30 protein-coding genes are annotated in these 24,482 nt (G+C 33.6%); 1 reads left to right on the top strand and 29 read right to left on the bottom strand.

Annotated elements, in window-relative coordinates:
- Positions 1-48 precede the first annotated feature (48 nt).
- The 7 genes from ABWP20_RS10000 to ABWP20_RS10030 all read right to left on the bottom strand — a co-directional run bounded on the left by ABWP20_RS10000 (position 49) and on the right by ABWP20_RS10030 (position 6,309).
- Entirely contained in the window at positions 49-1,188 is a 1,140-nt protein-coding gene (locus ABWP20_RS10000) for a hypothetical protein (protein WP_353095659.1), read from the bottom strand.
- An 83-nt stretch (positions 1,189-1,271) separates the two neighbouring features.
- Entirely contained in the window at positions 1,272-2,606 is a 1,335-nt protein-coding gene (locus ABWP20_RS10005) for a sensor histidine kinase (RefSeq protein ID WP_353095660.1), read from the bottom strand.
- On the bottom strand, positions 2,603-3,259 hold the full coding sequence (locus tag ABWP20_RS10010; protein ID WP_353095661.1) for a response regulator transcription factor: 657 nt from the start codon (positions 3,257-3,259) through the stop codon (positions 2,603-2,605). The genes ABWP20_RS10005 and ABWP20_RS10010 overlap by 4 nt, the downstream gene beginning before the upstream one ends.
- A gap of 456 nt (positions 3,260-3,715) precedes the next feature.
- Positions 3,716-3,919: a hypothetical protein gene (locus tag ABWP20_RS10015; RefSeq protein ID WP_353095662.1), complete on the bottom strand. Its 204-nt coding sequence runs from the start codon at positions 3,917-3,919 to the stop codon at positions 3,716-3,718.
- Complete coding sequence (locus ABWP20_RS10020; RefSeq protein ID WP_353095663.1) at positions 3,909-4,250, bottom strand: hypothetical protein; 342 nt, start codon at positions 4,248-4,250, stop codon at positions 3,909-3,911. The genes ABWP20_RS10015 and ABWP20_RS10020 overlap by 11 nt, the downstream gene beginning before the upstream one ends.
- Before the next feature lie 79 nt (positions 4,251-4,329).
- Positions 4,330-5,346 carry a virulence RhuM family protein gene (locus tag ABWP20_RS10025; RefSeq protein ID WP_353095664.1) on the bottom strand — a complete coding sequence of 339 codons (1,017 nt, stop codon included), beginning with the start codon at positions 5,344-5,346 and terminating at the stop codon, positions 4,330-4,332.
- A gap of 327 nt (positions 5,347-5,673) precedes the next feature.
- Entirely contained in the window at positions 5,674-6,309 is a 636-nt protein-coding gene (locus ABWP20_RS10030) for an ABC transporter ATP-binding protein (RefSeq protein ID WP_353095688.1), read from the bottom strand.
- 246 nt (positions 6,310-6,555) lie between these two features.
- Between ABWP20_RS10030 and ABWP20_RS10035 the strand changes: the two genes are divergently transcribed.
- The gene (locus tag ABWP20_RS10035; RefSeq protein WP_353095665.1) at positions 6,556-7,188 is read left to right on the top strand and encodes a hypothetical protein; all 633 of its coding nucleotides are present in this window, start codon (positions 6,556-6,558) and stop codon (positions 7,186-7,188) included.
- Between the two features lie 311 nt (positions 7,189-7,499).
- Here the strand turns inward: ABWP20_RS10035 and ABWP20_RS10040 are convergent, their stop codons facing one another.
- The 22 genes from ABWP20_RS10040 to ABWP20_RS10145 form a co-directional block, all read right to left on the bottom strand.
- Complete coding sequence (locus ABWP20_RS10040; protein WP_353095666.1) at positions 7,500-8,006, bottom strand: hypothetical protein; 507 nt, start codon at positions 8,004-8,006, stop codon at positions 7,500-7,502.
- Complete coding sequence (locus tag ABWP20_RS10045; protein ID WP_353095667.1) at positions 7,966-8,364, bottom strand: S-layer homology domain-containing protein; 399 nt, start codon at positions 8,362-8,364, stop codon at positions 7,966-7,968. Before ABWP20_RS10045 ends, ABWP20_RS10040 begins: the two co-directional genes overlap by 41 nt.
- An 83-nt stretch (positions 8,365-8,447) precedes the next feature.
- Positions 8,448-9,035: a hypothetical protein gene (locus ABWP20_RS10050; protein ID WP_353095668.1), complete on the bottom strand. Its 588-nt coding sequence runs from the start codon at positions 9,033-9,035 to the stop codon at positions 8,448-8,450.
- On the bottom strand, positions 9,028-9,318 hold the full coding sequence (locus ABWP20_RS10055) for an AbrB/MazE/SpoVT family DNA-binding domain-containing protein (protein WP_353095669.1): 291 nt from the start codon (positions 9,316-9,318) through the stop codon (positions 9,028-9,030). Before ABWP20_RS10055 ends, ABWP20_RS10050 begins: the two co-directional genes overlap by 8 nt.
- On the bottom strand, positions 9,315-9,731 hold the full coding sequence (locus tag ABWP20_RS10060; RefSeq protein WP_353095670.1) for a hypothetical protein: 417 nt from the start codon (positions 9,729-9,731) through the stop codon (positions 9,315-9,317). Before ABWP20_RS10060 ends, ABWP20_RS10055 begins: the two co-directional genes overlap by 4 nt.
- Before the next feature lie 38 nt (positions 9,732-9,769).
- Positions 9,770-10,693, bottom strand: a complete 924-nt coding sequence (locus ABWP20_RS10065) for a DNA adenine methylase (protein ID WP_353095671.1) — start codon at positions 10,691-10,693, stop codon at positions 9,770-9,772.
- A 293-nt stretch (positions 10,694-10,986) separates the two neighbouring features.
- Positions 10,987-11,643 (bottom strand): hypothetical protein, encoded by a 657-nt coding sequence (locus tag ABWP20_RS10070; RefSeq protein WP_353095672.1) that lies wholly within the window; start codon positions 11,641-11,643, stop codon positions 10,987-10,989.
- A gap of 575 nt (positions 11,644-12,218) precedes the next feature.
- On the bottom strand, positions 12,219-13,094 hold the full coding sequence (locus tag ABWP20_RS10075; protein WP_353095673.1) for a toll/interleukin-1 receptor domain-containing protein: 876 nt from the start codon (positions 13,092-13,094) through the stop codon (positions 12,219-12,221).
- Positions 13,095-13,182: 88 nt separating this feature from the next.
- The gene (locus ABWP20_RS10080; protein WP_313755974.1) at positions 13,183-13,548 is read right to left on the bottom strand and encodes a hypothetical protein; all 366 of its coding nucleotides are present in this window, start codon (positions 13,546-13,548) and stop codon (positions 13,183-13,185) included.
- Position 13,549: 1 nt separating this feature from the next.
- On the bottom strand, positions 13,550-14,602 hold the full coding sequence (locus ABWP20_RS10085; protein WP_353095674.1) for a hypothetical protein: 1,053 nt from the start codon (positions 14,600-14,602) through the stop codon (positions 13,550-13,552).
- A gap of 8 nt (positions 14,603-14,610) precedes the next feature.
- Complete coding sequence (locus ABWP20_RS10090; protein ID WP_353095675.1) at positions 14,611-15,534, bottom strand: MvdC/MvdD family ATP grasp protein; 924 nt, start codon at positions 15,532-15,534, stop codon at positions 14,611-14,613.
- Positions 15,535-15,649: 115 nt separating this feature from the next.
- Positions 15,650-15,958, bottom strand: coding sequence for a DUF6508 domain-containing protein (locus ABWP20_RS10095; protein WP_353095676.1), 309 nt, complete (start codon positions 15,956-15,958; stop codon positions 15,650-15,652).
- 18 nt (positions 15,959-15,976) lie between these two features.
- Entirely contained in the window at positions 15,977-16,807 is an 831-nt protein-coding gene (locus ABWP20_RS10100; RefSeq protein ID WP_353095677.1) for a GIY-YIG nuclease family protein, read from the bottom strand.
- Between the two features lie 125 nt (positions 16,808-16,932).
- Positions 16,933-17,172, bottom strand: coding sequence for a single-stranded DNA-binding protein (locus ABWP20_RS10105; protein ID WP_313755979.1), 240 nt, complete (start codon positions 17,170-17,172; stop codon positions 16,933-16,935).
- 259 nt (positions 17,173-17,431) lie between these two features.
- On the bottom strand, positions 17,432-17,671 hold the full coding sequence (locus ABWP20_RS10110; RefSeq protein ID WP_353095678.1) for a hypothetical protein: 240 nt from the start codon (positions 17,669-17,671) through the stop codon (positions 17,432-17,434).
- Positions 17,672-17,820: 149 nt separating this feature from the next.
- Positions 17,821-18,147 (bottom strand): hypothetical protein, encoded by a 327-nt coding sequence (locus ABWP20_RS10115; protein WP_353095679.1) that lies wholly within the window; start codon positions 18,145-18,147, stop codon positions 17,821-17,823.
- A gap of 61 nt (positions 18,148-18,208) precedes the next feature.
- The gene (locus ABWP20_RS10120) at positions 18,209-19,480 is read right to left on the bottom strand and encodes a recombinase family protein (protein WP_353095680.1); all 1,272 of its coding nucleotides are present in this window, start codon (positions 19,478-19,480) and stop codon (positions 18,209-18,211) included.
- A gap of 417 nt (positions 19,481-19,897) precedes the next feature.
- Positions 19,898-20,401 (bottom strand): recombinase family protein, encoded by a 504-nt coding sequence (locus ABWP20_RS10125; RefSeq protein WP_353095681.1) that lies wholly within the window; start codon positions 20,399-20,401, stop codon positions 19,898-19,900.
- A gap of 11 nt (positions 20,402-20,412) precedes the next feature.
- Complete coding sequence (locus ABWP20_RS10130) at positions 20,413-22,002, bottom strand: recombinase family protein (protein WP_353095682.1); 1,590 nt, start codon at positions 22,000-22,002, stop codon at positions 20,413-20,415.
- Between the two features lie 78 nt (positions 22,003-22,080).
- A complete protein-coding gene (locus ABWP20_RS10135) occupies positions 22,081-22,242 on the bottom strand; it encodes an SHOCT domain-containing protein (RefSeq protein ID WP_353095683.1) in 162 nt (53 codons plus the stop codon).
- A gap of 633 nt (positions 22,243-22,875) precedes the next feature.
- Positions 22,876-23,340 carry a sigma factor-like helix-turn-helix DNA-binding protein gene (locus ABWP20_RS10140; RefSeq protein WP_353095684.1) on the bottom strand — a complete coding sequence of 155 codons (465 nt, stop codon included), beginning with the start codon at positions 23,338-23,340 and terminating at the stop codon, positions 22,876-22,878.
- Positions 23,341-23,674: 334 nt separating this feature from the next.
- Complete coding sequence (locus tag ABWP20_RS10145; RefSeq protein ID WP_353095685.1) at positions 23,675-24,235, bottom strand: hypothetical protein; 561 nt, start codon at positions 24,233-24,235, stop codon at positions 23,675-23,677.
- Between the last annotated feature and the right edge of the window lie 247 nt (positions 24,236-24,482).

The following is a 24,482-nucleotide window of genomic DNA, read 5'->3' on the forward strand; positions in this document are numbered from 1 at the left end:
AGAATGGGATAACTGTCAAAAAAGTTACCCCGAACCTGCATTCTTTTTCTAATTTATACTCCCTATTGGTTCTTGTTCCATCCCATTGATTTTCTCATTTAACCTTATTGGATTATCATGGAAAAATAATGCCATCATTCTTTTGCTTCCATATATAAATTCAAACTCAATATATTTATCCTCAGCTTTATATACAAGGTAGACCTTTCTACTAAGTAACGGTGCATTGCTATGCTTTGGTATATAAGCTTTAAGGAATTCTATATTTTTTCCATTGAGTTTGTTTTTTAGGAATTCCTCAGCAATTTCTTTGTGATCATCTATGTTTTTCAAGTCAGTTACTGGCGAATTCCCAACTTCCTCCACCTGCCCACTGTAAAATGTGTCTACATATTCTACCTTGCCAGTATATATATTAACTTTTGAAAAGTACATCCAATAAAGTTTTTCCTGCTCTATTAAAATATCTATATTTTTCGGTTGAAATATAATCCTCCAAAATCTTTCATTTCGATATTCATCTATAGAGAAATGACAATTAATATCCATATTATCAAGGTCTACATCAAATATTCTTTCAATAGTATTCTTAGCTGACTTAATGGCTTCTTCTTCTGTAATTTTAATGTCTGTATTCTCCATCTCATTCTGTATATATGCTTCATAAAACTTTGCAAATGCTTTATCTAGCTTTGCATCAAAATCTATGATCTGAAGTAGTTCTTCATCTGTCATTTCTGCTTCAGGATAATAATATGTTTCATTTTCTGGGTTAAAATATGGTTTCTCCAAATTTTCTCCTATTGGCAGTGGCTTTTGACTCATAATACTTCCAGTTCTAAACTTTTTTCTTAACTCTATCATTTTATTTGATTCAGTTTCACTTAGTTCCCGGCTCTTAGGAGATATTAATAGTGTAGATTTTTGTAGTAGTAAAACAATTTCATCAAAAACCTTTTCTTCTTCCTCTGTCATAGTTATAATATCTTTTACTTTAATTTCATCCTGTTTTTTCTCTACAACTAAATCTGGCATTTTTAATGAGCTTATCTCTAAATTTCTAGCTCCATTCTCCATTCCTTTAACTTGGAATCTTTCTGCTAGTACAGGAAAAGCTATCGCAGATGCTATCAATAACATTAATACAGCAATAACTGGCATTGATTTGAAAATTTTAATCTTTTTCATTTCTATAACACCCCTTATTTTTTTCTTAATAATAACACTGTTATTTTATTAAGATGTTATAAAGTTGTAATGGAGTTGTAAATTTAGGTGAATTTTAATGAAATATATATTTTAGTACCTATATCTTTTTGACTTTTTACTTCTATACTTCCTTTATGTAGGTCAACAATCTTTTTGCATAAACTTAAACCCAAACCAGCCCCCCTATAAATAGCAGGTCTATTTTTATCTGGTTTATAAAAAGGTTGGAAAATATTAGGGAGATCCTTGCTGTCTATTCCTTGACCTTGATCTGATATTTTTATAATGGTCTTTTCATCCTTGGTATAAATTGCAACTTCAATCCTAGTATTATCCTTGGAGGCATTTATTGCATTATCTACTAAATTTGTCAACAAAACCAAAATTAATTGTTCATCTCCATAAAAATAATCTGTTTCAATATTTACTTTAAGATCTATATTCATTTCTTTTAATTTTTGAAACTCTATCTTCCTTATTGTATTAAATATTTCACCAGAATTTAATTTTACTATATTTAAACTTTCCTTTTTTAATGTCATTAAATCAAACATTTTATTGATAAGCTGTTTCAAACGATTTGCTTCTTCATTAATATGAGTAAGTGCGACAAGTCTATCTTTCTCAGTGGCATTTGTTCTCATGAGATATTCACTAAATCCTTGAATACTTGTAAGTGGTGTTCTCATTTCATGGGTTAAATTATCTAAAAGCCATTGTTTTTGAATCGAGCTTTCTTTAATAGTTTCCATATTCTCATTTAGCAAATCTAACATTACATTAAATTTCATACTAAGTTCTCCTACTTCATCGTTGGCTATTATGGGTATCTTTTCATTGGAATTTTCAATTATTATTTCCTCTGTCTTGTGGATTAAGTTTTCTAAGGGTTTGAATAACCTGCTAATTATAAACATTAGAACAATCGCTAATATTCCTGAGAGAAGAAGATATATCTTTATAAAGAAACTATTCCAGTTTTTTTGTAAATCATAAATATCTTGAAAGCTTTTCTTGAAAACAAGAGAAATATTTTCAAAAGGCTCACTGAATCTATTTTGAATTATAATCCTTCCTTCTTCAGTATCTAGGAAAACATTATTCTTGCTATAATCATCACTGTAGTCTAAATTAATATCTTGATTTATATAATATCTTTTGTATATCTCAATAATTGAAACTAAGCTGTCTTTGTTATAGGTTCCACCCCTTGCCTGTAAGTCTTTTGCATAGTTTTCAATGCTGTTTATAATAAAATTCATTTCATTTTCTGCTGATTTTATTTCCCTCTCTATAAATAATGAATTATATTGACTTATAGCAATGCCTGCTACAATATTTATTGTAACTATAAAAACTAATACAGTTGTTAAAATTAATTTGTATTTTATCTTCATTTGCTTACCTCAAGTCTATATCCCATTTTATAAACAGTTTTAATAATATCATCAAAGTCTAACTTCTTACGTAACTTCATAATATGGACATCAACTGTTCTGGTATCTCCTTCAAAATCATAGCCCCAGACAAGTTCTAGTAGTTTTTCTCTGGATAAAGCTATATTCTTATTTATGACAAGTGTTTCTAATAAATTATATTCTAAAATAGTTAAATCAACCTCTTCACTTGATTTTAATACTTTGTGTTCTCTAAGCCTAATTTCTACATCCTTAATTTTTATATTCTCTTGAACATCATCATTTTTTAATGCAACCTTAATCCTTGCAACTAACTCTAGCATTTCAAAGGGTTTTACTATATAATCATAAGCCCCAAGGTTAAAAGCTTCCAATTTATCATTTAATCCTCCTTTTGCAGTGATTAAAATTACTTTAGTACTTTCACATATATTTGATTTTAATAAATCAATACCACTAACTCCTGGCATCATAATGTCAAGTAGTATTAAATCATACCTAGTATTCTTAATCATTTCCGTAGCCACATAACCATCAAATGCTTTTTCGCAATCATAACCAATGATAGAAAGATTCATTGCTATTAGATCATTTATAGACTTATCATCTTCTACTATTAAAATCTTTGCCATCTTTCTGCCCCCCATTATCTCTCGATTTCTAATTTCAATATTATAAAAGTAAGAATCCTTATTGAATCAATGCTAGTTTTGCTAACAGGGTATCACTTTTTATAGTTATAGACAACCCTTAAAAGAACAAAAAGGTAGAACTTTCCTATTAGTTATAAAAAGAAATGAAGACTATCACTCATAAGTTGATTGAAGAATTTGTCACTTTATCTTCTATGTTTATATCATTTCTCTCTGTAAACATATTAATAATTCCATATTTAGTATTCCTATAATTACATTCCAAACAAAAGTGGCAAGCAGGGCAAGGTGGTACACACCTTGCAATTTTGCATAAAATTCCCTTACAGGATTTTTGCCAAATCTGCTTGTTGGGGAGTATCCCCAATCCCCATTGAACACACAATAAATTATGTGGCTACGCTCCCTTTGGGAGCTGACAAATCATAAGCAATATCACCTTTGTTTTTTATGTTTTTCTTTTTCTTTCTCTGATATATCTTCACCTAAAAGACGGTCAACATTTGCCTTTGCAGTCAGTACATTTTTCATTTCTTTTTTAGCAGAATGGTACTTTGCATAAGCTTTTTTCTTTTCAGAAAGTAATTCTAAATATTCTCTTTGCAAAGCATTTATCGTAGGTATTTTCTTAGTCTCCAAGAGAACGCAAACGGATAAATCTCTTTTGTTCTTTGTTCTTAAAGGCAAGATGTTTTCCTTGCTTAATAGAATAGCCAGCTTGTTCCATTTGCAATAGAAAAGCATCAAAATCTGAAGGTTTTTTTGAAAGTATTTCATCTATAGCATCTCTCAGCTTTTGTGAATGGGTAATAGGTTTTTTATCTCCAAGCCATTTACCATAATGATTTTTTCCACGCTTTGGATTTTGAATAATTGACAGTCCATTTTCAAGACAAAGACAGTCAGAAATACAATCAGCTACGGATTTTCCCTTGTTCTTGTGCATGGAAATTAAGCGAGTTGTTGCCATAAGTATACCCTCCTTTACAGCATGAAAAAAGAGCTACTATATGGCAACCCTTATAACTAAATTGTATGAAATTATTTGTCTACTCATCTTTTTTCTCTAGTTCTTTATTGCTTTCTTCCATTAATTTATCGAAATCACTTTTATATAATGAATCTTGAATGATACGATATTTTTCAAACTCACTTTCTGCAAATGTTTTTGCAATCTTTGCAGTTACTTTTCCTTTACCTGATAAAATTTCAGCATCGTTAAATTTTAAAAACGCATCTAATTTTTCTGCCCAATCAGCCATAGTCATGGGTATATGCCTTCTTGCTTGTCTTGTTGCATAATCCAGATACATTGTCACGATCTCATTCAGTTCCTCTGCTTCATGTTTTGCTAAATAGTTTTTAGCAATGGATACATCCGTTTTTACAATCTTACCATCTGGCGCATTTCTCCAACTAGTTAGACCCATGTGATCCTTTTTATGATTTGCCCTTGTAGTTATTACTTCTGCTGCTGTATTCCCATGAATTGCATAATGCATTTTATTTTGAACAGTGGCAAAAAAATCCCTTGTGATTTTACTGTCTTTAGAATAATCAACGGCCGTTGCATATATATCAGTAATCTTTTGATAAAACCGTCTCTCACTAGCTCTTATTTCCTGAATTTCAGAAATCAAATGTTCAAAATAATCTTCATCAAAAATTTGTCCATTGATTAATCTATTTTTATCTAAAATATATCCTTGTTTTGTAAAAGTATCTAAGACTTTAGTTGCCCACTGCCTAAACTGTAATGCTCTCTCAGAATTTGTACGATAACCAACTGCAATAATTGCAGATAGAGAATAGAATTTATATTGATAGGTTTTACCATCATCCGCAGTTTGTGCAAATTTTGCACATACTGAATTCTCTTCCAGTTCACCAGTTTCAAATATATTTTTTAAATGTTTTGTCACTACAGTTCTATCCACATCAAATAGCATAGATATGGCTTTTTGGGTTAGCCAGACATCTCCATCTTGTACACGCACTTCTATGGAATCACTTCCTGCATCTTTAGTAAAAACCATAAAATCTACTGTACTATTCCGTATTTGCATATTTTTACCTTCCATATTAAAATTCCTTTCTAATCACGATATTTTAACTAAATCATATGTATAATCAATGTTTATGCCCCATCTGTTTCATAATTTCCTATTTATCTATTACATTAAATTATAATCCTTTCTCCCCCAAATATCAAACACAGAAAAAATAGCTTTTAGCCGTTCATTTACTTGCCATATACTCAAACTGTCAATGCTATATTAAATATACTCCTGACTTATTTTTGACATCTATAGGTAAAATAAAAACATAATCAATCTATTCTTTATTTGGTTGTATTTTAAAGACTCATCAGCCTTGTATTTTATTTTTCCTTCCTATTTTCTTATATACCCATCTTCTAATATATAATGTTTTTCTGCATACCGGGCAATATTATCGTCATGTGTAACCAGTATAATTCCAACACCTTTATCATTTAAATCAGAAAGTAACTTCATAATATTCAGTGAGTTCTCTTTATCTAAATTTCCAGTTGGTTCATCAGCAATTAATAACTTAGGATTGTTCGATAATGCCCTTGCAATTGCTATCCTTTGCTTCTCTCCACCTGATAATTGGCTTGGAAGGTTATTTTGTTTGCTTTTCAATTTAACCATCTCTAGTAGTTCTTCAGCTTTTCTTCTTCTTTCTTTTTTGTTTACACCATCAATACCCAAAGTCATCTCCACATTCTCTATTGCAGTCATATCAGAAATTAAATTAAAGTTTTGGAAAACATATCCCAGCTCTTTTCTTCTAATATTTGCCTTATTATTCTGTGATAATTTTTGCACATCATTATCTAAGAAAATATATTCACCACTATTATAGGAATCCAGCAAACCTATTATATTTAAAAGTGTGGTTTTCCCAGAGCCAGATGTCCCCCTTATAGAAATAAATTCCCCTTTATCAATATTAATGTCAATACCTTTTAATATTTCTATAGGTTTATCATTTAAGTAAAATATTTTTTAAGCCTTTTTATGTTGATCATACTATTCACTTCCTCTAATTAATTGGTATTGTCAAAAATATTAAGGATTATTTCTGACAACCCTTGATTTTTAAATCTTTATATCAATAAAATTAGTTACCCCCTATTTGGAGAATAAATTAATTTATATTTTTACACAAAAACGGATGACAAATATCTATTTCTCAGTTATAATATCGTCGACGAAAACAATCAAATAACTAGAAAGGAATTGTCATCCATGTTCGATATTATAACTTATTTACTATACTTTATTCAAGTCCAAAACAATATTATTTTGTATCTTTTATTTTCCTTAGGTGCTATGAAAGCTTCCAAACAATCTGATGAGCCAATTGACAAGCCTTATCGTAAACTTAAAGTTGCTGATATGCCTATCTTTGATAAGGTTAAAAAGTACAATTATAAAGCTCTTCTTAAAAAGCATATGCTTGATAAGGGTAAGGAGCTTAAACCTGTAAATTCTAAAGTTCCTGTTCCTGAATCTATCTCTTGCCCTTGCTGTGGTGCACCTCATTTATATCTATATGATAACAATGGTGGTAAAGGCCAATTTAAGTGTAAAGTTTGTAATTCTGTTTTTAACCGCAAAAACTATTTCTCTAAATCTGTGATCTTAAGGTGTCCTCATTGCAATAAGACTCTTGAGCCTATTAAAGATCGTAAATTCTTTGTTATCTACAAATGCAAGAACAATGATTGTTCCTTTTATGTTAAGAATCTTAATTCTTTATCTAAGGACCAGAAGGAACTCTTTGAAATTAAACCTCATTCTTTTAAAATGCGTTATATTTACAGAGCATTTAATATTGATTTTAAACCTTTATCTAGAATTTCTCCTGTTAGGCGGTAGAACCAAGGCGATTTTTGCCTATTCAGCTCTGTTTTTTTGTCTTTTATTTTTTCATAGAACTTTTTACATTACCCACTTAAGTGAGTGTGTGTTTGCCCGAACTGTTAGAGCGAAGAAACTGGGATTAAAACAGTATAGTTTTAGCCATATTATGCTGTGGTCTTGCATATCTTGCTTTTCTCTGACTTCCAAACAAATATGCTTTTCCGACGTGCTTTGTTCCCATTGACCTTTCAGCTACTGGTAAGTCGGCTAACCAATTAGATTTCTCTTTAATCTAATGCCCACATACGGGCGATACTATAAAGCCCTTACGGACGCACGTACATGCAATCGTGATTAGTGTAATAATAAAACTCCAATTGACTGTAGAGTCCTGGAGATAGGCTACGTGTAAATGTGATGCCATTTGTGGTTGTTCCATAGTCTAACTGATCCCATTGTTTGGTCACCACGTTGTAACCGCGGGTTGGTTCCGGTTTAGGTGTCGGTTCCGGTTTAGACGTAGGCTTGTTCTGGCCTGGATTAGTTGGTTCCGGATTCTCCGGAGCCGGTGTACTTGGGGTCGTCGAAGGAGGTATTGGCATTGGCTTCTCCGGTTTAGGCTTTTCTGGCACAGGCTTCTCCGGCTTCATCTTGTCGATAAGATAATCTGCTTCTTTCTTAGTCACCGAACCGTTAGGATTGAGCTTGCCATCGTTTGTATCCCCGATGATACCATCCTCACGGTCAATGATGACATATCCTTTATCCTTATCTTTGATGTCATCCTGGTCCTTATAGCCACTGTGTCCCTTGGTGTTTTTTGCTTTCCTCATCCTTTCCCATTGCCCTTACAAGCATCTTAATGATTTCGGCACGGGTGATAGGGTCATCCGGATGGAAACCGTTCGGATAATCGGCAGGATCAATGATGCCAGCATCAATCAGAGCCTCAATGTTAGCCTCTGACCAATGTCCTCTAATATCAGGGAAGCTTGCCGGGTCTTTCACTGCATTTGTGGTATCCAGCGGAATATCCCTCACCATAATGGCAGCAAACTCGCCGCGGGTTATGATTTCATTTTGTTGTATGAAGTTTTCCGGATGCAGGCGGTATGCCGTATAAATCCCGCCGCAAAGCAGAAAAAGGAGAACAAGAGCAAGAATGCCAATGCGTTTTCCTTTTTGTTTCATAGGTTTTCAGTCCTTTCTTTTTATTTTTGGCTATAACAAAGCCGGAATCAGCACCCTGCCTCCGGCTTTATTCCTTATTGATTTCATAGCTTCATATCCATCCCGTCCTGTTCTTGTTGTCCTTTTTGAAAAGCTTCTATGCTTTCCATCGATGGATGAACAATCTGCCCGTCCACCATCTCAAAGACACAGAAGTCATCCCGGTCACAAATCATGATTCTATGCTGGTACTCTTTCTGCATCCCAATGTAGTCCTCAACCTCCTGCGGGCTGCAAAGCCACACGCCTGAGGTATAGCGACCATTCGGCAAAAAACAATAACCGCTGTACTGTGGCTCATAATTTTTCAGATCCACCGCTCCTGCCGGACGGATCTGCGAGAGCTGGAGGCGGGCATGATCAGTCAATATCTCAGGTTTTGCAATTCCCAATACGTCACTGCGGTTCCAGCGAATGTGCTCTCCATCTGCTAGGGAAACCGCGAAGATAGAACTTCCAATCGGGTTAGGATTGCTGCCATTGCCTCCAATACAGAAGTACACCTGATGCTTTGCCTCCCTGCAATTCTCAGAAAGTGCAGAAGAATGAAGGATAATCACCTTTTTGTCAATGAATATGTCATCCCCCGTTTTCAAACAATCACCCTGGGTTAGCAATGCTTTTTCACTCAATTTTATCCGGCTCCTTTCCTCTTTCAATCTGCTCCAGCAGCTTTGCTGCAATGGATATCTTCTTTTCTGCTGGCATCTCTCTTATTGCGGCATAAATAAAGGCTTCCACAGCCTCTGGCGATTGGTCACCCCCCTCAATAAGATCAACCTTTTTGACACAGACTGTGCCTTGATGGATGTGCAGTTTTACAATATCCCCATGATCCATGCCGGAAGCAGAGCGAAATTCCTTGGGGATCAACACACGGCCCTTGCCGTCTACAATTTTGTAAATAGGTTTCATACGAAATATCCCTCCTTTTTCATAATCTCGCGGACGGTATCCGGATTGATACCCAGGTTATCAAACAGTCTGCGCAATTCATCCGGCAGCTGATTCAGCAAGTCGGAAGGACGAATGGTAATTTCTCCATTACCACAGATAATTTCCAGATTGCTGTCTACAGGGATGCCTGCTTCTTCTAAAAGTGCATGCGGTAACTGGATTTCATCCTCATCATCGTCCTTACAGAATTGGACGGCAGCTTCCATACCTTGAGGAGCGATGACAAGCATCGGACTGTCCACTTCCTCTGGCATTACCATGATTGCATACACCTCATCTCCGGGTTTCAGATCAGCAATTCTCATTGCTTCTGCCTGAAGGATTATCTGGTTTTCCTTGTCTGCTGTGAGTTTCATTTCAATTATTTTCATAAAAAAATTCCTCCTTAAAATTTAGCCCCGCAACGGGGTTATAGTTGTTCATCAGGTATCAGATTGGCTTCAAAGAGATTCATCTGGGACGGTATATCTCGCACACGCTCGCTTGTATCATAATTGGAAATCAGCACTTCGGCATACTCACAGCCATTGTCGTAACGTTGGGCAAGATTATTCAGACAGCTTACAGCCTCAATATGAAAATCCCTATATAACTCTCGGATGAATTCACAATCGTTATAGCTGACCAACCATTTGCCCTGACAGGCTGCCAGCGTATCATGCAGACGGTAGTGATCTTCCTTTTTAAACTCTACCGCGTAATGTCCTTCTGTTTGATAATATGGATGGTCACAATAAATAAAGGTGTTCTCACGGTCGTACTGGCGAATCAGTTCCTCGAAGTCCTTATTCTCAATTACAGTATTCTTAAGCCTACGTCTTCCCTGCCAAAGTAAGTGGAAGGTCTTGCGGATGTCAAAGGGCTGACAGCCATAGCTGGTACAGCCACTTCCGTAGCTGTAACGGATGATCTTAAAGAAAGTCACATCATTCATCTGCGCTTTCTCTAAGAGGATAGATTTGATTTCTTCATATTGCGTTGGTGAAAGATGTTGCTCAGCAATCTCCAGTTCCTCCCGTAGATAACCGTTGGTGAACTCCTCTTTCTCTAGATACTTTTTCAGAACGCTGAATTCATCCCGGCTATTGAGCGGAAAAAAATTCAGTTCCTTTATAAGCGCCATTGGACGGTCACGGACACAGCGGAATAGATTTGCAAGGTCTGAATTAAAATCGTTATAGACCTCCATTGAAGTGTCGGGCAGCTTACCGAATAATACCCAGCCTCCACCTCCAAACACCTCTATGTACCGTGCAAATTCCTTGGGCATCCTTTGATAAATCATATCTCTCAATGCCTTTTTACCACCCACCCAACTTATTATGCTATTCATTTATATCACCTACCTTTACTCCGACGGCTGATCTTATCCATGTCAGTTTTCATACAGGAACCATCTGTGCTCCAGCAAATGAAACCGACACCGGGATAAGGGCAACCCGCGCAGCGATTGGGATCTTTAGGTGGGGGTACGGTATATTTTATCGGTAGGCTGGTTGCTCCTACACCTGTCTTTTGTATAGAGTTTTTATCATGTTTCATGGTTCAGCTCCTTTCTCTGAAAAACAAAAAAGGCGCTGCCTTTTTTTATAAGACAGCGCCTTTTTACTATTATTATGTTAGATACTATAGCATCTGCTGGCCAAACTGCTGCGGACTAGAATACTCCAGCTTCATCTCCCGGTCATTGCTACGGATAATACCATAAGGTGTTGTACACATATTTGCTTCCTGCATATGAGCATGGTCACAGCAGTAGAAATGTATAAATTTCAGGAAAGGTTCATCTTTTGGAATATGATAGCGTTCCAAAAATTCCTTCCTTACGTAATCCTCTACGGTAGACAGTTCTGAATAAAAATCATAACAATCAAGGTTCCGTGTCAAATCAAGTGCCTGATCTATATCTGCACAATCCATTAATTCAAGTGCAGCTTTGTACTTTGCTTCCTGACCTTGGCAACGAAGTTCATAAATTTTTTCTGCCAGCAGCTTTATTTTCTCTATATCCTCATATTCACCAAACACACCGTTTAATTTTGGGATAGAACTCTTGTTGGTAAATACTACACAACCATCAAAATTCTTTATGTCTTGTTCCTTCAGAACTTCTGCTATTTCATCTTGGGTAGCTGGTAATCTGAGCATGGTGCATTCATCAATATCTGATGGGTAGAATGTGTCGTCACATACCATAAGTTCAAAAATATAATCCTCCAAAACTGACTGTTCCGGTAGATAAATACCGTCATAGACCTGTTTAAGCACATCAGCATCATTCATCACATAATATCCCTTATAGTAGATACCTTTTTCCGCCTCTCTCTGGTTTTTTCCGATTTAGGTCTTTTCCAGGGTAATTTTCGCTATTTTTCCTAAAAGAATAGCAATCACAAAACTGCTTGAACACTAGTCAAATCAAAGATTCTGACGACATAGTTGTACTATCGTCTCAACGTGCCTTGAGGTGACAATAAAGATGTCTGAAGTATCTAGTACCTCCTTAGTGGAAGAGTATAATTCCGAAAAAACTGTTTTGAGACCCTAATTTATCATAACCTTTATTATACTAAATCATCAAAGTTATATTGACTCCTTAATAGTATTCTTTTAACAATTCGACATTTACTATTTTGCAAATATAATCTAAATACTTTTATATCACAATTGTAAACAATAAAACCCTCAAAATATTTGAAGGCTTTGTTCATTACAATTTAAAGTATTATCTTAGTCTAGGATACATACTACTGCATAACACTCATTGTTTACAATATTACTATATACTTTATAAATGATATGCTGCATAAAATTCTTCGAATGCAAGGAGCTGAAAATCTTATTATTAGCATAAATCCTCATGCTTCTTCTTGTTCACTTACAGGTAACAGCGTAACTAATTCTTTTGCAATTTCTTGAGGAGTCATACTTGCTGTAGTCATTGCTAATTTGCTCGCAATAATGGGGCTATAAGCCATAACATCTTTCTTGGTCAAGTTGTGCCAAACCGGAAGTAATGTTTTACCATTAACGCTTTCTAATTGGAACAAGCCGTCCAACTCAGTTTTTGTCCAGTATTTTCCTTCTCTTATGTAGTCAGGAGACAAAACTACAACACCAAATTTTGATTTTTTTAAGCCGTCATCAATTTTAACTCTCATGGAATCTCCCCACTTAATTTGACTTGTATCATACCAGACTTTCACACCTAAGTCACGTAGCTCCTGAACAAATTCGTCTGCAAAAGATTCCTTATCTTCCCATGCATGGGAAACAAATAATTCATATTCCTCAGGATCATTAGAAGTTATTAGAGTAGGAGGCGCCTGAACAATCATCTGTGGTATTGCTTGCCTACTTAACTCATTGATTCTACCTTCGTAGGACATCTTTATACGCTTCATCTCTTTATCCTGCTTTTTCTGTTCATTTTGCTGTGCCTTTTGAAGTTTCAGGTAAGCATCATTGCGTTTTTGACGCTTATCCGAAATCTTTCTCCCAAGATTAGCACTTTCAGATGATTTTTTTGAATAGTCCGACTGCCATCCATTAACCTGTCTCATCTTACTTGATATCATGGAGGCAGAAGTTCTGGATGTTATACTCTTTTTTGCTGAAGTAATCTTTGATTGTAAATCTGAACATTTCTTATCGATATCTGCTTTCTTTTTTTCTAATGTTTCTAAATCTTTATCCAGAGAATTTACACTTCTCTGATACTGTTCAATTGACATTTCTACCTCCGTTACTTGTGCTCATTTTTTTATCTTCTCAGTACTTACAAAATGCATTCAACCTTATCTTACTTTATTTGCCCTTATTTTAAATTAATAAAAATTCATCGAAATCTCCATTAGAACATATCCCTGCATCATCAACCGAAAATTCATCTGGATCACTATCTTCTTTTGTAAAAGTACTCTTAGTAGGTCCAGCAGCCTCAAATTCGTCTGGATCAGAAACCTCAACATTCTCTGTAAGTATTGTTGGTCCCAATACAAATTCGTCTGGATCTGAATTTTCTTTGGTTCTAGTCTCTAGGGTACTCCCCATATCAAAGAATTCATCTGGATCACTTATTTCAATTGTACTTGTTTCGTATGTAGTCTTTCCTGGTGTGTCTTTAACAGCTTTTTTTCTAATATCTATATCCTTCTCTGAATATTTACTTAAAATATGTTTAATCATGTTATTCCCCCTCTATTATTTTTATCTGACCTTTTTCTATTGTTTTATCTCTCACAATTCTAATATCCAATTCACTATACTTCTCTAATTTATCAATAAAAGATATGTCTTCATCATCGCTTAATATAAAAATAACTTGTCCAAGTTGTTTCTGTTCAATATTTAAAATTAGCTTTCCCCATTCAATCGCACTAACACTATATGGTTCATCTATCTTATCTTTATTTACAGTGGTAACCAAATTATATTTTGCATTATCCACTGGAATTTCATTATTAATATACTCAAATGAAATTCCAAAAGAAACAAATAAAGATAAAATCAAAATTAATACTACCCATTCCTGTAAATTTAGAACAAAACTAACAAATAGCTGTGCTTTGTATTTTAATTGTTGCCAGTCATATTGGTATTGCAAAATTATCTCTTTATCCTTTTCTTTGCTAGAACGTAAATCACTAAAGCTACTCTTCATAATGCCCCGAACCTTTATCGTTCTAAAAAGATATATGCAAATATTAAATAGGGAATAAATAATTAAAATTACACCTACTAATAGTGGAAATGATAATGTTAAAACTTTCTTTAGATCTAATATCGCTAAAACTAAAGGCAATACCGTTAATATTATTGTAGCGTATATATTCAGTTTATCAATACTAGTATTTATGCGTTGTTCTTCATTCTGTATACGATAACATAATGCCTCTTTCTCTATCTCTAACTCACTTTCCGATAAATCCTGTATATGAACTCTATATCTATCTTGTATGCCATCTATCTTTTCATCCGTCAGCAATATCCCATCAATATTCTCCAAACATAGAATATGAATTAACTCTAGCTTTCTCTTCTTTATATCAAAAGTGACTATATACAGAATATAATCTCCAAGCATAATGTTCAATAAACTAATTCTTAATTTAGCATTTTTTGATTTTAAGTTTTTATATTCTAGAGTAGCAAAATTATCATCATCACTTAAACATAATAGTGGAAAATGAGACCAAACCCATAAAGCAATATTTAGGAAAATAATATTTATAATAATCACCCTCTTCTTCACTTGACTAAATATTCAACTATTTTTTCTGAAATTGGTAATTCTAGTTTCTGTTCTAACCATTGCCACTGGCCATTAGGATTTACCTCTAGAAAAATCCATTCATCATTTTCGTTTACTATAAAATCAAATGCACCATAAGCTAGCTCAAAACTTTTCAGTAATCTTATACAAAGATTGGCTATGGCCTTTGGACATTCAATAATCGAATATTTCAAACCACTATAATCTTTTCTCCAATCAAGCTTATCCTCTGAATCGATTCTAACAGTAAAGAACGAACCATCAATATACGTTAACCTTACTTCATATTTTTTATTTTCATATTCCTGTAGATAAATTGGGGTTAAAGCAATATTATCATCAAACTCAGTAAAGTAATTTGTCTGATATATTTCTATCCCCTTATGTCTTACCAACTTTCCAGTAGTAAGTGGTTTAATAATCGATTTTTCTTCAAAAAACTTCAAAGCCTTTTCATTACTATTGCCTATAAATGATTTTGGAATTAACAAACCCTTTTTTTCTGCATACAATAATTGAAATACTTTATTCTCAGTTTTTCTAAGTATATAAGGTTTCGTAAGTACCTTACCTTCAAAGTCATCAACAATACCATTAACTAATGATATGATGTCTTTTGCTATCATACTACGATAATCATATTCATACTCATCAAGCTTTGGAATTCTTGGTTTCCTATAATAGATACTATATAAATCCTTTTTTTCGAGTTCCCATTTATCACAACGTATAACCCATTGTCTGTTTCCTCCAATAACAATTTCATATTCCGAAAACATGTCAATATCAAATCGGTAGAATTCTGCAGAATCTCTATACTTATTTATAATGTAATCTACTGTACAATCAATTGAGCTTGTAATTATTAATATTTTTTTACTAAACACATCTTTCTTCAATATGTACTTTCCCTTCTTGTATATTCAATCATTATATAAAATTATACTAGGGGTTTGATCCCAATACTATTCTTATCTTTTATCAACTTACTCCGTTACATGCTGGCTCATTTTTTTACAATAATTCTATCATACGTTCCACAATAGCGGTGACTTGACCATTGCGATATCTTCTTTCAAATGCTCCATTGCTAAAATAGTCTTCTCTTAAAAGCATAGTTAGAAACGCTGCACATAAATCATAATCTGCACTTGATAAACGTCCTAACTCTGTTTCCACATCTATTGGACCTGTTGTCATATAGTCATTGTAATTTGTTTTAAGATCATCTATTTCTTCCAAACATGTATAATAAAATTCTTCTCTTCCTGTATTCTTTGCCAACAGGCTTTGAAGTTTTTCCTTCTTTTCTATATTAGTCATTGTACTTCCTCCATTGGTTTAATTGCTGTTATATCCATACCTTCTTGTCTGCAAAGTTTCCTTCCACCATGACTCTCTTTCTAAGATAATACGATCATCAACCTTTGCGTTATAGTTCTCAAGGATAGAATATTGAAAATTAGCTTTTATGTACTCATATCCTTTTTCACTAACTAGCTCAACCAATTCTTTATTCCCGCCGTGGCCATTGACTACATAACTTCTCCATCTTTGAAGTAACATTCCATAATCACTTGTTGCAGAACCTACATACATCTTTCCATTCTCTTTATCGGTAATTAAATATACTGCTTTTTGATTCTCAAGAGCTGCAATCCAATCTCTCTTACCACGATTTAAAACAGATTCTAGCTGTTTATAGGAAAGCCTAACCTTATCATATCCAGGAAAATCATCTCCATCAAATATAGTCGGGAGTATTTGTTGTACTTCTAAGTCATCACATATTTCACCATAATACCTTCCTTGTTGCTGAAAAGTCTTACGGTACTTAATAACAACTCGTCCAAAGTAGGATTTATACTCTTCTAGTTCCTCACCTTCGTAATTAATACCATCATAAATATTTAGTTCTTTGGTAACCTTTTTAATTGTGGTAAGCAGCCATGTATCATATGATAATTTTAAAAAACATATAGATATTTGTCCTACATAAAAATAGCGTTGCTTACTTCTCCAAAACAGCCACTGGTTATTAACAATATCTGGATTACTTTGATATAATTCCATAGGATCTTCATAACCGTTTGATTGGTTAAATTTTATTTTAATATTTCCATAATCGTCTTGATTAAAATGAAGCAAGTTATTTAAATATATCTTTTCCATAATCCACCTCTTTTACATTATCTCTTGTTTTAATATCAATTGCGCCCTATTTCTAATAACTATTCAATATCTTCTAGGGAATTTTTCTTTCCCAAGTTGCCATAAATATTTATCAATATTTTAAGCTAATAATTTTCCTTCCTATATCTTTGCTGTCCTGATGATGTCTTTTCAATCGGAGTAATCCCTATATCCGTTGACTTAATATAATTGAGGAATAAGGTACCAAGCAATAAACGATTGCTCCTTGATATTCTATTCCATTCATAACCTTTAAATAAATCACGAAGTAAGAAAACTTCTCCAGAAATCAGGTTTTTTGTCTCATCTTTTGCTATCTCTAACAACTCATTTGCATTTAGCACTTCTATTCCTCCCAATGAGAACAATCATATAAACAACATTGTTATAATAATTGTATCTCTAAGAGATCTTTTTTACAAGATAATTGTGTATAATATTCTAAATTTTGACACCTTCTGATTTACGGAATTATAATCTAAGCCTCCATCACTATCTGCCAACAATAAAATCCTCAGCATCATCTAAGGATTTTAGTCTTAACAGATTATTACTATCAGAGCAGTAAACTACATTCTATTCTTGCTACTGCCCCTTATATTCTTATTCATAATAATCCACTATCTGATTCATGGTTATCCATAATAAATCCGTATCTCTAACTATTTCCCTTTCTTTTTCACAACTGCTGATTGCATCAGATTCTTCTCCTTTCTGCAAACTTTCCACCTTTAGGTTAAAATGTCTCTTCTCTGCCTCAAGGCTTAATTGCTCTATGCTGCCAACTCTTATATACATCGCAGCTTTTAAAGTCCTATTTTCTTTATTATTATTCTTTTTCATGATTTCATCCTTTCTTAAATCCTATATTTTACTTACATGATTAATTCATTTATAAATTCAAAGTGATTAAGAATATCAATCCTTTAACAGTTCTTTGATATTATCCGAGCAGTAACTTCCCCAAGTTCCTTGTTACTGCTCCTATGTTCCTAGTCATAATAGTCTACCATCTGATCCATCACTATCCCTGATTCAAACTGTATCTCCAGTTTCTCACCCTTATTTACCTTGATTGACTGAATTAGCCTTCTTACCAAATCCTCATCAAACTCTCTTACATCTGGTCTTACAGTCTTTAATGTACTCTCCATTTCATTTAGCTGTTCTCCATAGTTCTCTGCCTCTTTCTTTTCCTGTACAAGCCTTAATTTTGCCTTTTTAAACTCATTTATCTCTTCGGATATCCTCTTGTATTCATCATCAAAATCTTCTGCTACAGCTCCTTGCTTTGCGTTCTCTTCAATTAGGGATAACATTTCTTTTTGAAGGGATTCTATCTTGTCATCAAAGTCGGTAGAAATCCCTTTTGTAGAATAGTCACCGATAACTCTTATGACATTTTCTCTGAATGCCCCTATAAACTTCCCCCTTATCTTCTACTACATTATTAATGGCTATCATTATTGCATTATGCAGTGGTTCTTCTTTAAGGGTAGGTGAGTTTTTGCAACTTGCCTTTGCACCGTTTTTTAATCTATTTTCACATCTCCACACTGCACTTTTCTGTCCATATTTTGACCAGACTTGCCTTCTATATGGATGTCCACATTCTGCACATACTAAGATTTCTGTCAGGGCATATTTGGAGCTATATTTACTCTTTTCTTTCTTTAGCTTATTTGCCTTTCTTGTAACTGCTGCCTTATTTAGATTTGCCCGTCTAGTTTTCTCTTCTTGTACTTTATAAAATATTTCCTTTGGTATAATTGCCTCATGGTTATCTTCGATATAGTACTGAGGTACAATTCCCTCATTTTTTACTCGTTTCTTTGTCAGAAAATCCACAGTATAGGTCTTTTGCAGTAAGGCATCTCCCATATATTTTTCATTAGACAGCATTTTTTCTATTACTCCAGGATGCCATGTGTCTTTTCCTGTAACTGTTTTAATTTTATCTGTTTCTAAGGCTCTGGTAATCCCTAGTATACTGCTGCCTTCTAAATACATTCTGAAGATCCTTCTTACTATTTCTGCTTGTTCAGGTACTATGACCAGTTCACCGCTTTTTTTATCCTTGGTATATCCCATAAATTTCTTATGGTTTACTGCTATAATTCCATTTTCAAATCTTCTTGTTATTCCCCATCTTGTATTTTCGCTTATATTTCTGCTTTCTTCTTGTGCTTGACTGCTTAGAATAGTAATTAGCAATTCTCCTGAACCTTCTAAGGTATTTACCCCTTCTTTTTCAAATAGTATGGCTATATTTTTTTCTTTTAGTTTCCTTATTGTTTCTAGGGAATCCACAGTATTCCTTGCAAATCTGCTGACTGACTTAGTGATTATCATGTCTATCTTTCCTGCCATACAATCATCTATCATGGCATTGAGGTCGTCTCTTTTCTTCATATTAGTTGCTGATATACCGTCATCTGCATAAATTCCTGCCAATTGCCAATTAAGATTACTCTTTATTTTCTCCGTATAATAAGATATCTGAGCCTCATAACTACCTTCCTGCCGTTCTAGCTTTGTACTTACCCTGCAGTAGGCTGCTACCCTTAGGACCTTTAATTCTGGTCTGATACCTCTATTATAAATATTCTGTGCAGGAATAACTGCCACTTTCTTTTTTATTGCTACTGACATTGTTATTCATCCTTTCTTATTTTTTCATAATCTACCTCCATAGTAATTCCATTTATAAATTCAACTATGATTCTTCCATTCTTATTAATAATTATCTGTTTTACTATAGTCGAAAATAAATCTTCATCAAGTTCCATTAGCTGTTCTTTCTCTACAAGTGCTTGTCTCATTTTCTCAGTATTATAAGCATAATCATCTATTTTAGAGATACTATAGCAGGCTTTTGCCCTTTTAAAGATTAGTTCTGATAGTTCCTTAGATGAAAATTGTTCTTCATCCTCTAGCTCTTTGATTCGTTCTTCTATATTTCTGATTTCCATTGTAATTTTTATAGGTTCTTTTTTCTTTTCTTTATCTAGCATCCACATTCTCGACAGGATTTTATTTTTAGCTGATATAAATATGTTTTCTATCTCTTCACTGGTTAGAAAATAAATTTCTACAGCATACTTTATTTCGATAAATATGCCTTTTGCATTTCCAACTTCTAATCTCTGATGCCTTGTCAACATTTTCAATGTATTTGCGATAAATCTCTCCACATTCTCCACATTTCAATTTACTGCTAAATATTCCCTGGTTCTTTATACTATTTAATTGTGGATTTCTACCAAGCATTTCTGCTACTGTCTTTCTTCGTTTCTGTACTAATTCGAAGGTTCTCTTATCTATAATTTGAGGATGTATTACATCCCCTAAGTATTTATTGTTTTCTAATATGCTTCCTACAGATCCATGATTCCAGCTAGGATTGTTATTTGCATTAGGAAATCCTTCGGCTGTAAGCCCTTGTGCTATTTTATGGGTAGATAATCCTTTTAAATATTCCTCAAAAATCTTCTTTACCACTTCTGCTTTTTCCTTGTCCAAGACTATTTTTCCATCTGTCAGCTTATAGCCTATTGATATGTGCCTTCGCATGCATGTTCACCTCACTTTCTTGTATGCTCTGTTAGCTCTAATGTGTTAATAAGCCTGAAAGTAATCTCAGAATCCTTCCCTATGATGATTTTATCTACTGTTTGTAAAAATAAGTCTTCATCGTAGTCTTCCATAATATCTGGGTTGCATCTGATAATATTAAGTAGTAGTAGAGTTCCTTCTATTTCCTTTTCAAAACCGTTGTTATCTAATAACTGGTTTCTTCTCTTTTTAATTTCTTTAAGCTCTACAGTTAGTGCATTTTGCCTTTCTATAAAAATAGCAGAGTCAATATACCCTTTCGATACTACTCTACTTAGGATTTGACTCTGCTCTGTTAGTTCCATTATTTTGCTGTTTAATTCTTTTATTTCCCCTTCCTGCTCTTCATTAATTCGTAAGTTCTTTAAAGATTCCAGCAGTGGATACAGAATATCTATATGATTAGTCACTAGTTTATTCCACATGGTCAGAAAGGCTTCTTTTATATTCTCCTCCCTTATGGCTTTCATACTGCATTTTTCTATATCCCTTATATGCTGAATACAGCACCATTGAACTCTTTCATTTGGCTTTCCTATATGAATTTTTTGTCTTCGGAAAGTACCTCCACATTCGCTGCAGACAATTTTGCTGCTGAAATCATATCTATTTTGATATTTGCTGCTATCATCTATTCCTATCTTCTCTCTTCTGAACTCGAAGATTTCACGTACCGTCTGTCCTTCTAATCTTGTAATAATAGGTTCATGATTATTTTCAATAAAATACTGAGGCACTTCCCCTTTATTTACCTTTTGTTGAAAAGGAAGCACCTCAGTTCTGTATGTTTTTTGTAATAATAAGTCCCCTTCATAAATAGGATTTTGTAGTATTGCTCTAATTACACTTTCCTGCCATTCTTCTGCAGACCTGATCGTCGGTATATTATCTTTATTCAATTCTTTCGCAATTGTATAAGTACCTTTTCCACTAATATATTTATCGAAAATTCTTCTTATAATTTTAGCTTCATCTTCTTTAATAATTAGCTGTCCATATTCATCATTCATATATCCATAAGCTGGAGTGCTTATTTTAAATGATCCATCTTCAAACTGTTTTCTAAATCCCCACTTTGTATTAGCAGAAATATTTTCAGACTCAGTTTGTGCAATGGAGCTTAATATTGTAAGCATCTGCTCACTTTTTTCTGATAAGGTATTTATATGTTCCTTTTCAAAGTATACTCCTATTCCCAGTAGTTTTAGTTTCCTTATTGACTTTATGCTATCTACTGTATTTCTGGCAAATCTTGTTACAGATTTAGTTATAATCATATCGATTTTACCATCTTCACAGTCTTTCATCATACGCAAAAATTCTTCCCTTTTTTTAACCTGAGTTCCGCTTATGGCTTCATCAGCATAAATTCCTGCATATTCCCAGTCATCTCTATTACTTATATAGTTCTTATAATAATCTACCTGATAATGAAAGGAATCCTGCTGCTCTATTGAATCTGTACTGACTCTCGCATAGGCACATACTCTTTTTTTGGGTTGTAGCTCCAACATTACTTTCTGGTGTATAGGCTCTATTTTCCTGACTTTCTTTGCCATGGTCAACCTCCTTTCTTTGATATTTACTTCTTCTTAGCAACATACACTACCACAGAAAATCATATATAGCTATTGTTATTAGACATATACTTCAAAAAGTTCCGGAGAAAAGGTCTGACGGTTCAATTCATCAATTTTTATATATTCATCCTCCGTTATAAGCCCTCTATTAAGCAATATATTTAAGAGCTTTAGAGACATCTTATATTCTACCTCCCTAGATGATTGCTCCTTTGTCATATTAGTTCCTCCATTCTATGTAATTTTTGTTTTATTCTATGTATCTTTTATCTTCTTAATATCACAAAAATAGGGACCACCATATTTGTAAAACAAAATATATAAGCTCTTGCTATAAATAAGTGATCCCCATTGCTTCTTATATTAAAAATTATAAGATTTTTATTAAATTGTGTTGTACTTAGACACTACTATCTCCAACACACAAAGCCTCTTCTAAGGCTTATAGGGCGATTTCATAAACTGCAGCTGGTTATGCTGCATCATAGGCATTTCACCTCCACCGGGATCTCCGCTGGCTGCCCCCATTGGGATATCTGTGGCTGGGCAGAAGTATCATTATAGGCTGATAAGGTTATGGCGAACAATCTACCATGGATTGTTTTATGGAGCAGATGGGTACCGCTCTGCACCTTAGAAGGCCGACTTTTATATAGTCAGATATTATCTGCTTATATAGGTGGTCTTGGCGCATCTTCCATTGTCGCTTTTCCATTTCTGGCTTATCAGCTAAGGTATTTATAAAATCGGATATTAATTTTTCAAAGTACAACCTGAAAATCAAAAACAGGGAAGAGAAAAATATCCCTTCACCTGTTTCCACATTTGAGCCTTATTTTACGAAGTCTAAAATTAAAACTTTTTTATCTTTTCTTTTAATTTCTTTCTTGCAATTTCTATACTATACTGGATTGCACGTATAGAGCAGTTCTCCATAATTGCAATTTCTTTTAAAGAAAATCCATAATCATAGTAAAGCAATAATCTTTTTCTTTGAACCTTAGGTAAATCTCCTATTGCTTTCCAAAATGATGATTTCATTTCTTTTTCTAATATGATTTCTTCTATACCTTTAGGTCTTTCAAAGGATCTCTTAATTAGAGTTTCTTCTGTAAGCTCTGAATGTTCTAGATTCCTTTCATCTGAGCGGGTAAGATTCCTATCAATCTTATTTAATTCAAACAGAGCACAATAAATATCAAAATTAATCTCTACTCTTTGAAAATCCCCCTCACTATCTGTAAATGAAACAAAATATCTTTCCTTATTCCTATCTTTAATTATCTCAAGACTATAGCCATTCATAAAATTTGCCATTTCTATTCCTCCAATTTTTTTTGTTTTTTAGAAAAAACCAGAAAATTATGGATATTTGGCTATGTAAGTTTCCCAGCGTTTCATAATGCCCCCCTATTTTTGGGCAATAAAAAAGCCGAGAATAACAAAATCGTTATTCTCGGCTTTTTATCTGCCCTATTATTTAGAAGAAGGCATAAATATAGCCCCGACAATTTAATTGCCGAGGCTGAATTTCTTATCTATTTTAATTTATGCCATACTCTTCCATAATACTTAGTATAGGGTACTGCTTGTCCTAAGTCAGTATGGAATAGGTATGTATTTAGTATGCAAATAGTCCGTAGTCAGTCTGCTAATAGAAAAAATCATTTACTGTTGATAACTCTTCACCATTACCTTCAAATATTTGTGCAAATCTTGGAAGTGCATATCCCCAAAGTGCAATTCCAAATAGTTTTATTGCTTCTTTTTTCTTTATATAAAAATTGGATCGCTCCATACTTAATGCTTCAAGCATTTCACCTTCTGTCAAAGGGTAAGCTGTGACGTAAGATTTTGATAGGATTTCATGATATAGTTTTCCATTATCATGATAATCATAAATCTTTATCATAGCTGTATCTATTAAATCTATCATCCACTTAGTTTCAAAGATACCTGATAACTTGTCCATAAAATCTTCTTTTCTTTCTGTAGGTGCGAACTCATTTAAGTAAGTTAGTGCAATAGCTAGATCATTGCTATAATAGGCTTCACATACTTCCCTTACATTATCTACCTCTTTAAGTGATGCCCATACAACATCCCGATAAATTGTAAGCAGTAGTTTTGCCTTACGAAATACCTGCTCTTCATCAAGCTGCATCCCCTCATACATCCTTGAAATATTTTTCATCATCTTAGTTTTTCTCATATCTTCATCCCCCCATGAACCAGTTTTTGTTTGAATTTTAGCGTTATTCATGTATCGTTTTTGTTGACAAAAAGTGCAATTTAAAGTATTATATATGCAGGTAAGTTGCATTGTATAAATTATATGCAATTAAATTGCTTTTGTCAATATAATAAACTAATATTAGTGCAATTATATTGCACTATGAAACCTTTTAAAGCAATCTGGTAATATGTCAAGAACAAATTTTTAAATAAAAGAAAAGAAT

It is taken from the genome of Tissierella praeacuta, assembly GCF_040396155.1.
In the GTDB taxonomy this organism is placed as follows: Bacteria; Bacillota; Clostridia; order Tissierellales; family Tissierellaceae; genus Tissierella; species Tissierella praeacuta_A.

What these genes read in the sequence shown, in the direction of transcription:
- ABWP20_RS10095 (WP_353095676.1), bottom strand. Translation starts at nt 15,958, where the DNA reads ATGACTAATATAGAAAAGAAGGAAAAACTTCAAAGCCTGTTGGCAAAG.
- ABWP20_RS10035 (WP_353095665.1), top strand. Translation starts at nt 6,556, where the DNA reads ATGTTCGATATTATAACTTATTTACTATACTTTATTCAAGTCCAAAAC.
- ABWP20_RS10140 (WP_353095684.1), bottom strand. Translation starts at nt 23,340, where the DNA reads ATGGCAAATTTTATGAATGGCTATAGTCTTGAGATAATTAAAGATAGG.
- ABWP20_RS10060 (WP_353095670.1), bottom strand. Translation starts at nt 9,731, where the DNA reads ATGAAAATAATTGAAATGAAACTCACAGCAGACAAGGAAAACCAGATA.
- ABWP20_RS10075 (WP_353095673.1), bottom strand. Translation starts at nt 13,094, where the DNA reads ATGTCAATTGAACAGTATCAGAGAAGTGTAAATTCTCTGGATAAAGAT.
- ABWP20_RS10000 (WP_353095659.1), bottom strand. Translation starts at nt 1,188, where the DNA reads ATGAAAAAGATTAAAATTTTCAAATCAATGCCAGTTATTGCTGTATTA.
- ABWP20_RS10120 (WP_353095680.1), bottom strand. Translation starts at nt 19,480, where the DNA reads ATGTCAGTAGCAATAAAAAAGAAAGTGGCAGTTATTCCTGCACAGAAT.
- ABWP20_RS10070 (WP_353095672.1), bottom strand. Translation starts at nt 11,643, where the DNA reads ATGAATGATGCTGATGTGCTTAAACAGGTCTATGACGGTATTTATCTA.
- ABWP20_RS10005 (WP_353095660.1), bottom strand. Translation starts at nt 2,606, where the DNA reads ATGAAGATAAAATACAAATTAATTTTAACAACTGTATTAGTTTTTATA.
- ABWP20_RS10020 (WP_353095663.1), bottom strand. Translation starts at nt 4,250, where the DNA reads ATGGCAACAACTCGCTTAATTTCCATGCACAAGAACAAGGGAAAATCC.
- ABWP20_RS10115 (WP_353095679.1), bottom strand. Translation starts at nt 18,147, where the DNA reads ATGTTATCCCTAATTGAAGAGAACGCAAAGCAAGGAGCTGTAGCAGAA.
- ABWP20_RS10145 (WP_353095685.1), bottom strand. Translation starts at nt 24,235, where the DNA reads ATGAGAAAAACTAAGATGATGAAAAATATTTCAAGGATGTATGAGGGG.
- ABWP20_RS10135 (WP_353095683.1), bottom strand. Translation starts at nt 22,242, where the DNA reads ATGACAAAGGAGCAATCATCTAGGGAGGTAGAATATAAGATGTCTCTA.
- ABWP20_RS10125 (WP_353095681.1), bottom strand. Translation starts at nt 20,401, where the DNA reads ATGCGAAGGCACATATCAATAGGCTATAAGCTGACAGATGGAAAAATA.
- ABWP20_RS10130 (WP_353095682.1), bottom strand. Translation starts at nt 22,002, where the DNA reads ATGGCAAAGAAAGTCAGGAAAATAGAGCCTATACACCAGAAAGTAATG.
- ABWP20_RS10025 (WP_353095664.1), bottom strand. Translation starts at nt 5,346, where the DNA reads ATGCAAATACGGAATAGTACAGTAGATTTTATGGTTTTTACTAAAGAT.
- ABWP20_RS10080 (WP_313755974.1), bottom strand. Translation starts at nt 13,548, where the DNA reads ATGATTAAACATATTTTAAGTAAATATTCAGAGAAGGATATAGATATT.
- ABWP20_RS10100 (WP_353095677.1), bottom strand. Translation starts at nt 16,807, where the DNA reads ATGGAAAAGATATATTTAAATAACTTGCTTCATTTTAATCAAGACGAT.
- ABWP20_RS10110 (WP_353095678.1), bottom strand. Translation starts at nt 17,671, where the DNA reads ATGAAAAAGAATAATAATAAAGAAAATAGGACTTTAAAAGCTGCGATG.
- ABWP20_RS10065 (WP_353095671.1), bottom strand. Translation starts at nt 10,693, where the DNA reads ATGAATAGCATAATAAGTTGGGTGGGTGGTAAAAAGGCATTGAGAGAT.
- ABWP20_RS10010 (WP_353095661.1), bottom strand. Translation starts at nt 3,259, where the DNA reads ATGGCAAAGATTTTAATAGTAGAAGATGATAAGTCTATAAATGATCTA.
- ABWP20_RS10045 (WP_353095667.1), bottom strand. Translation starts at nt 8,364, where the DNA reads ATGAAACAAAAAGGAAAACGCATTGGCATTCTTGCTCTTGTTCTCCTT.
- ABWP20_RS10040 (WP_353095666.1), bottom strand. Translation starts at nt 8,006, where the DNA reads ATGAGGAAAGCAAAAAACACCAAGGGACACAGTGGCTATAAGGACCAG.
- ABWP20_RS10055 (WP_353095669.1), bottom strand. Translation starts at nt 9,318, where the DNA reads ATGAAACCTATTTACAAAATTGTAGACGGCAAGGGCCGTGTGTTGATC.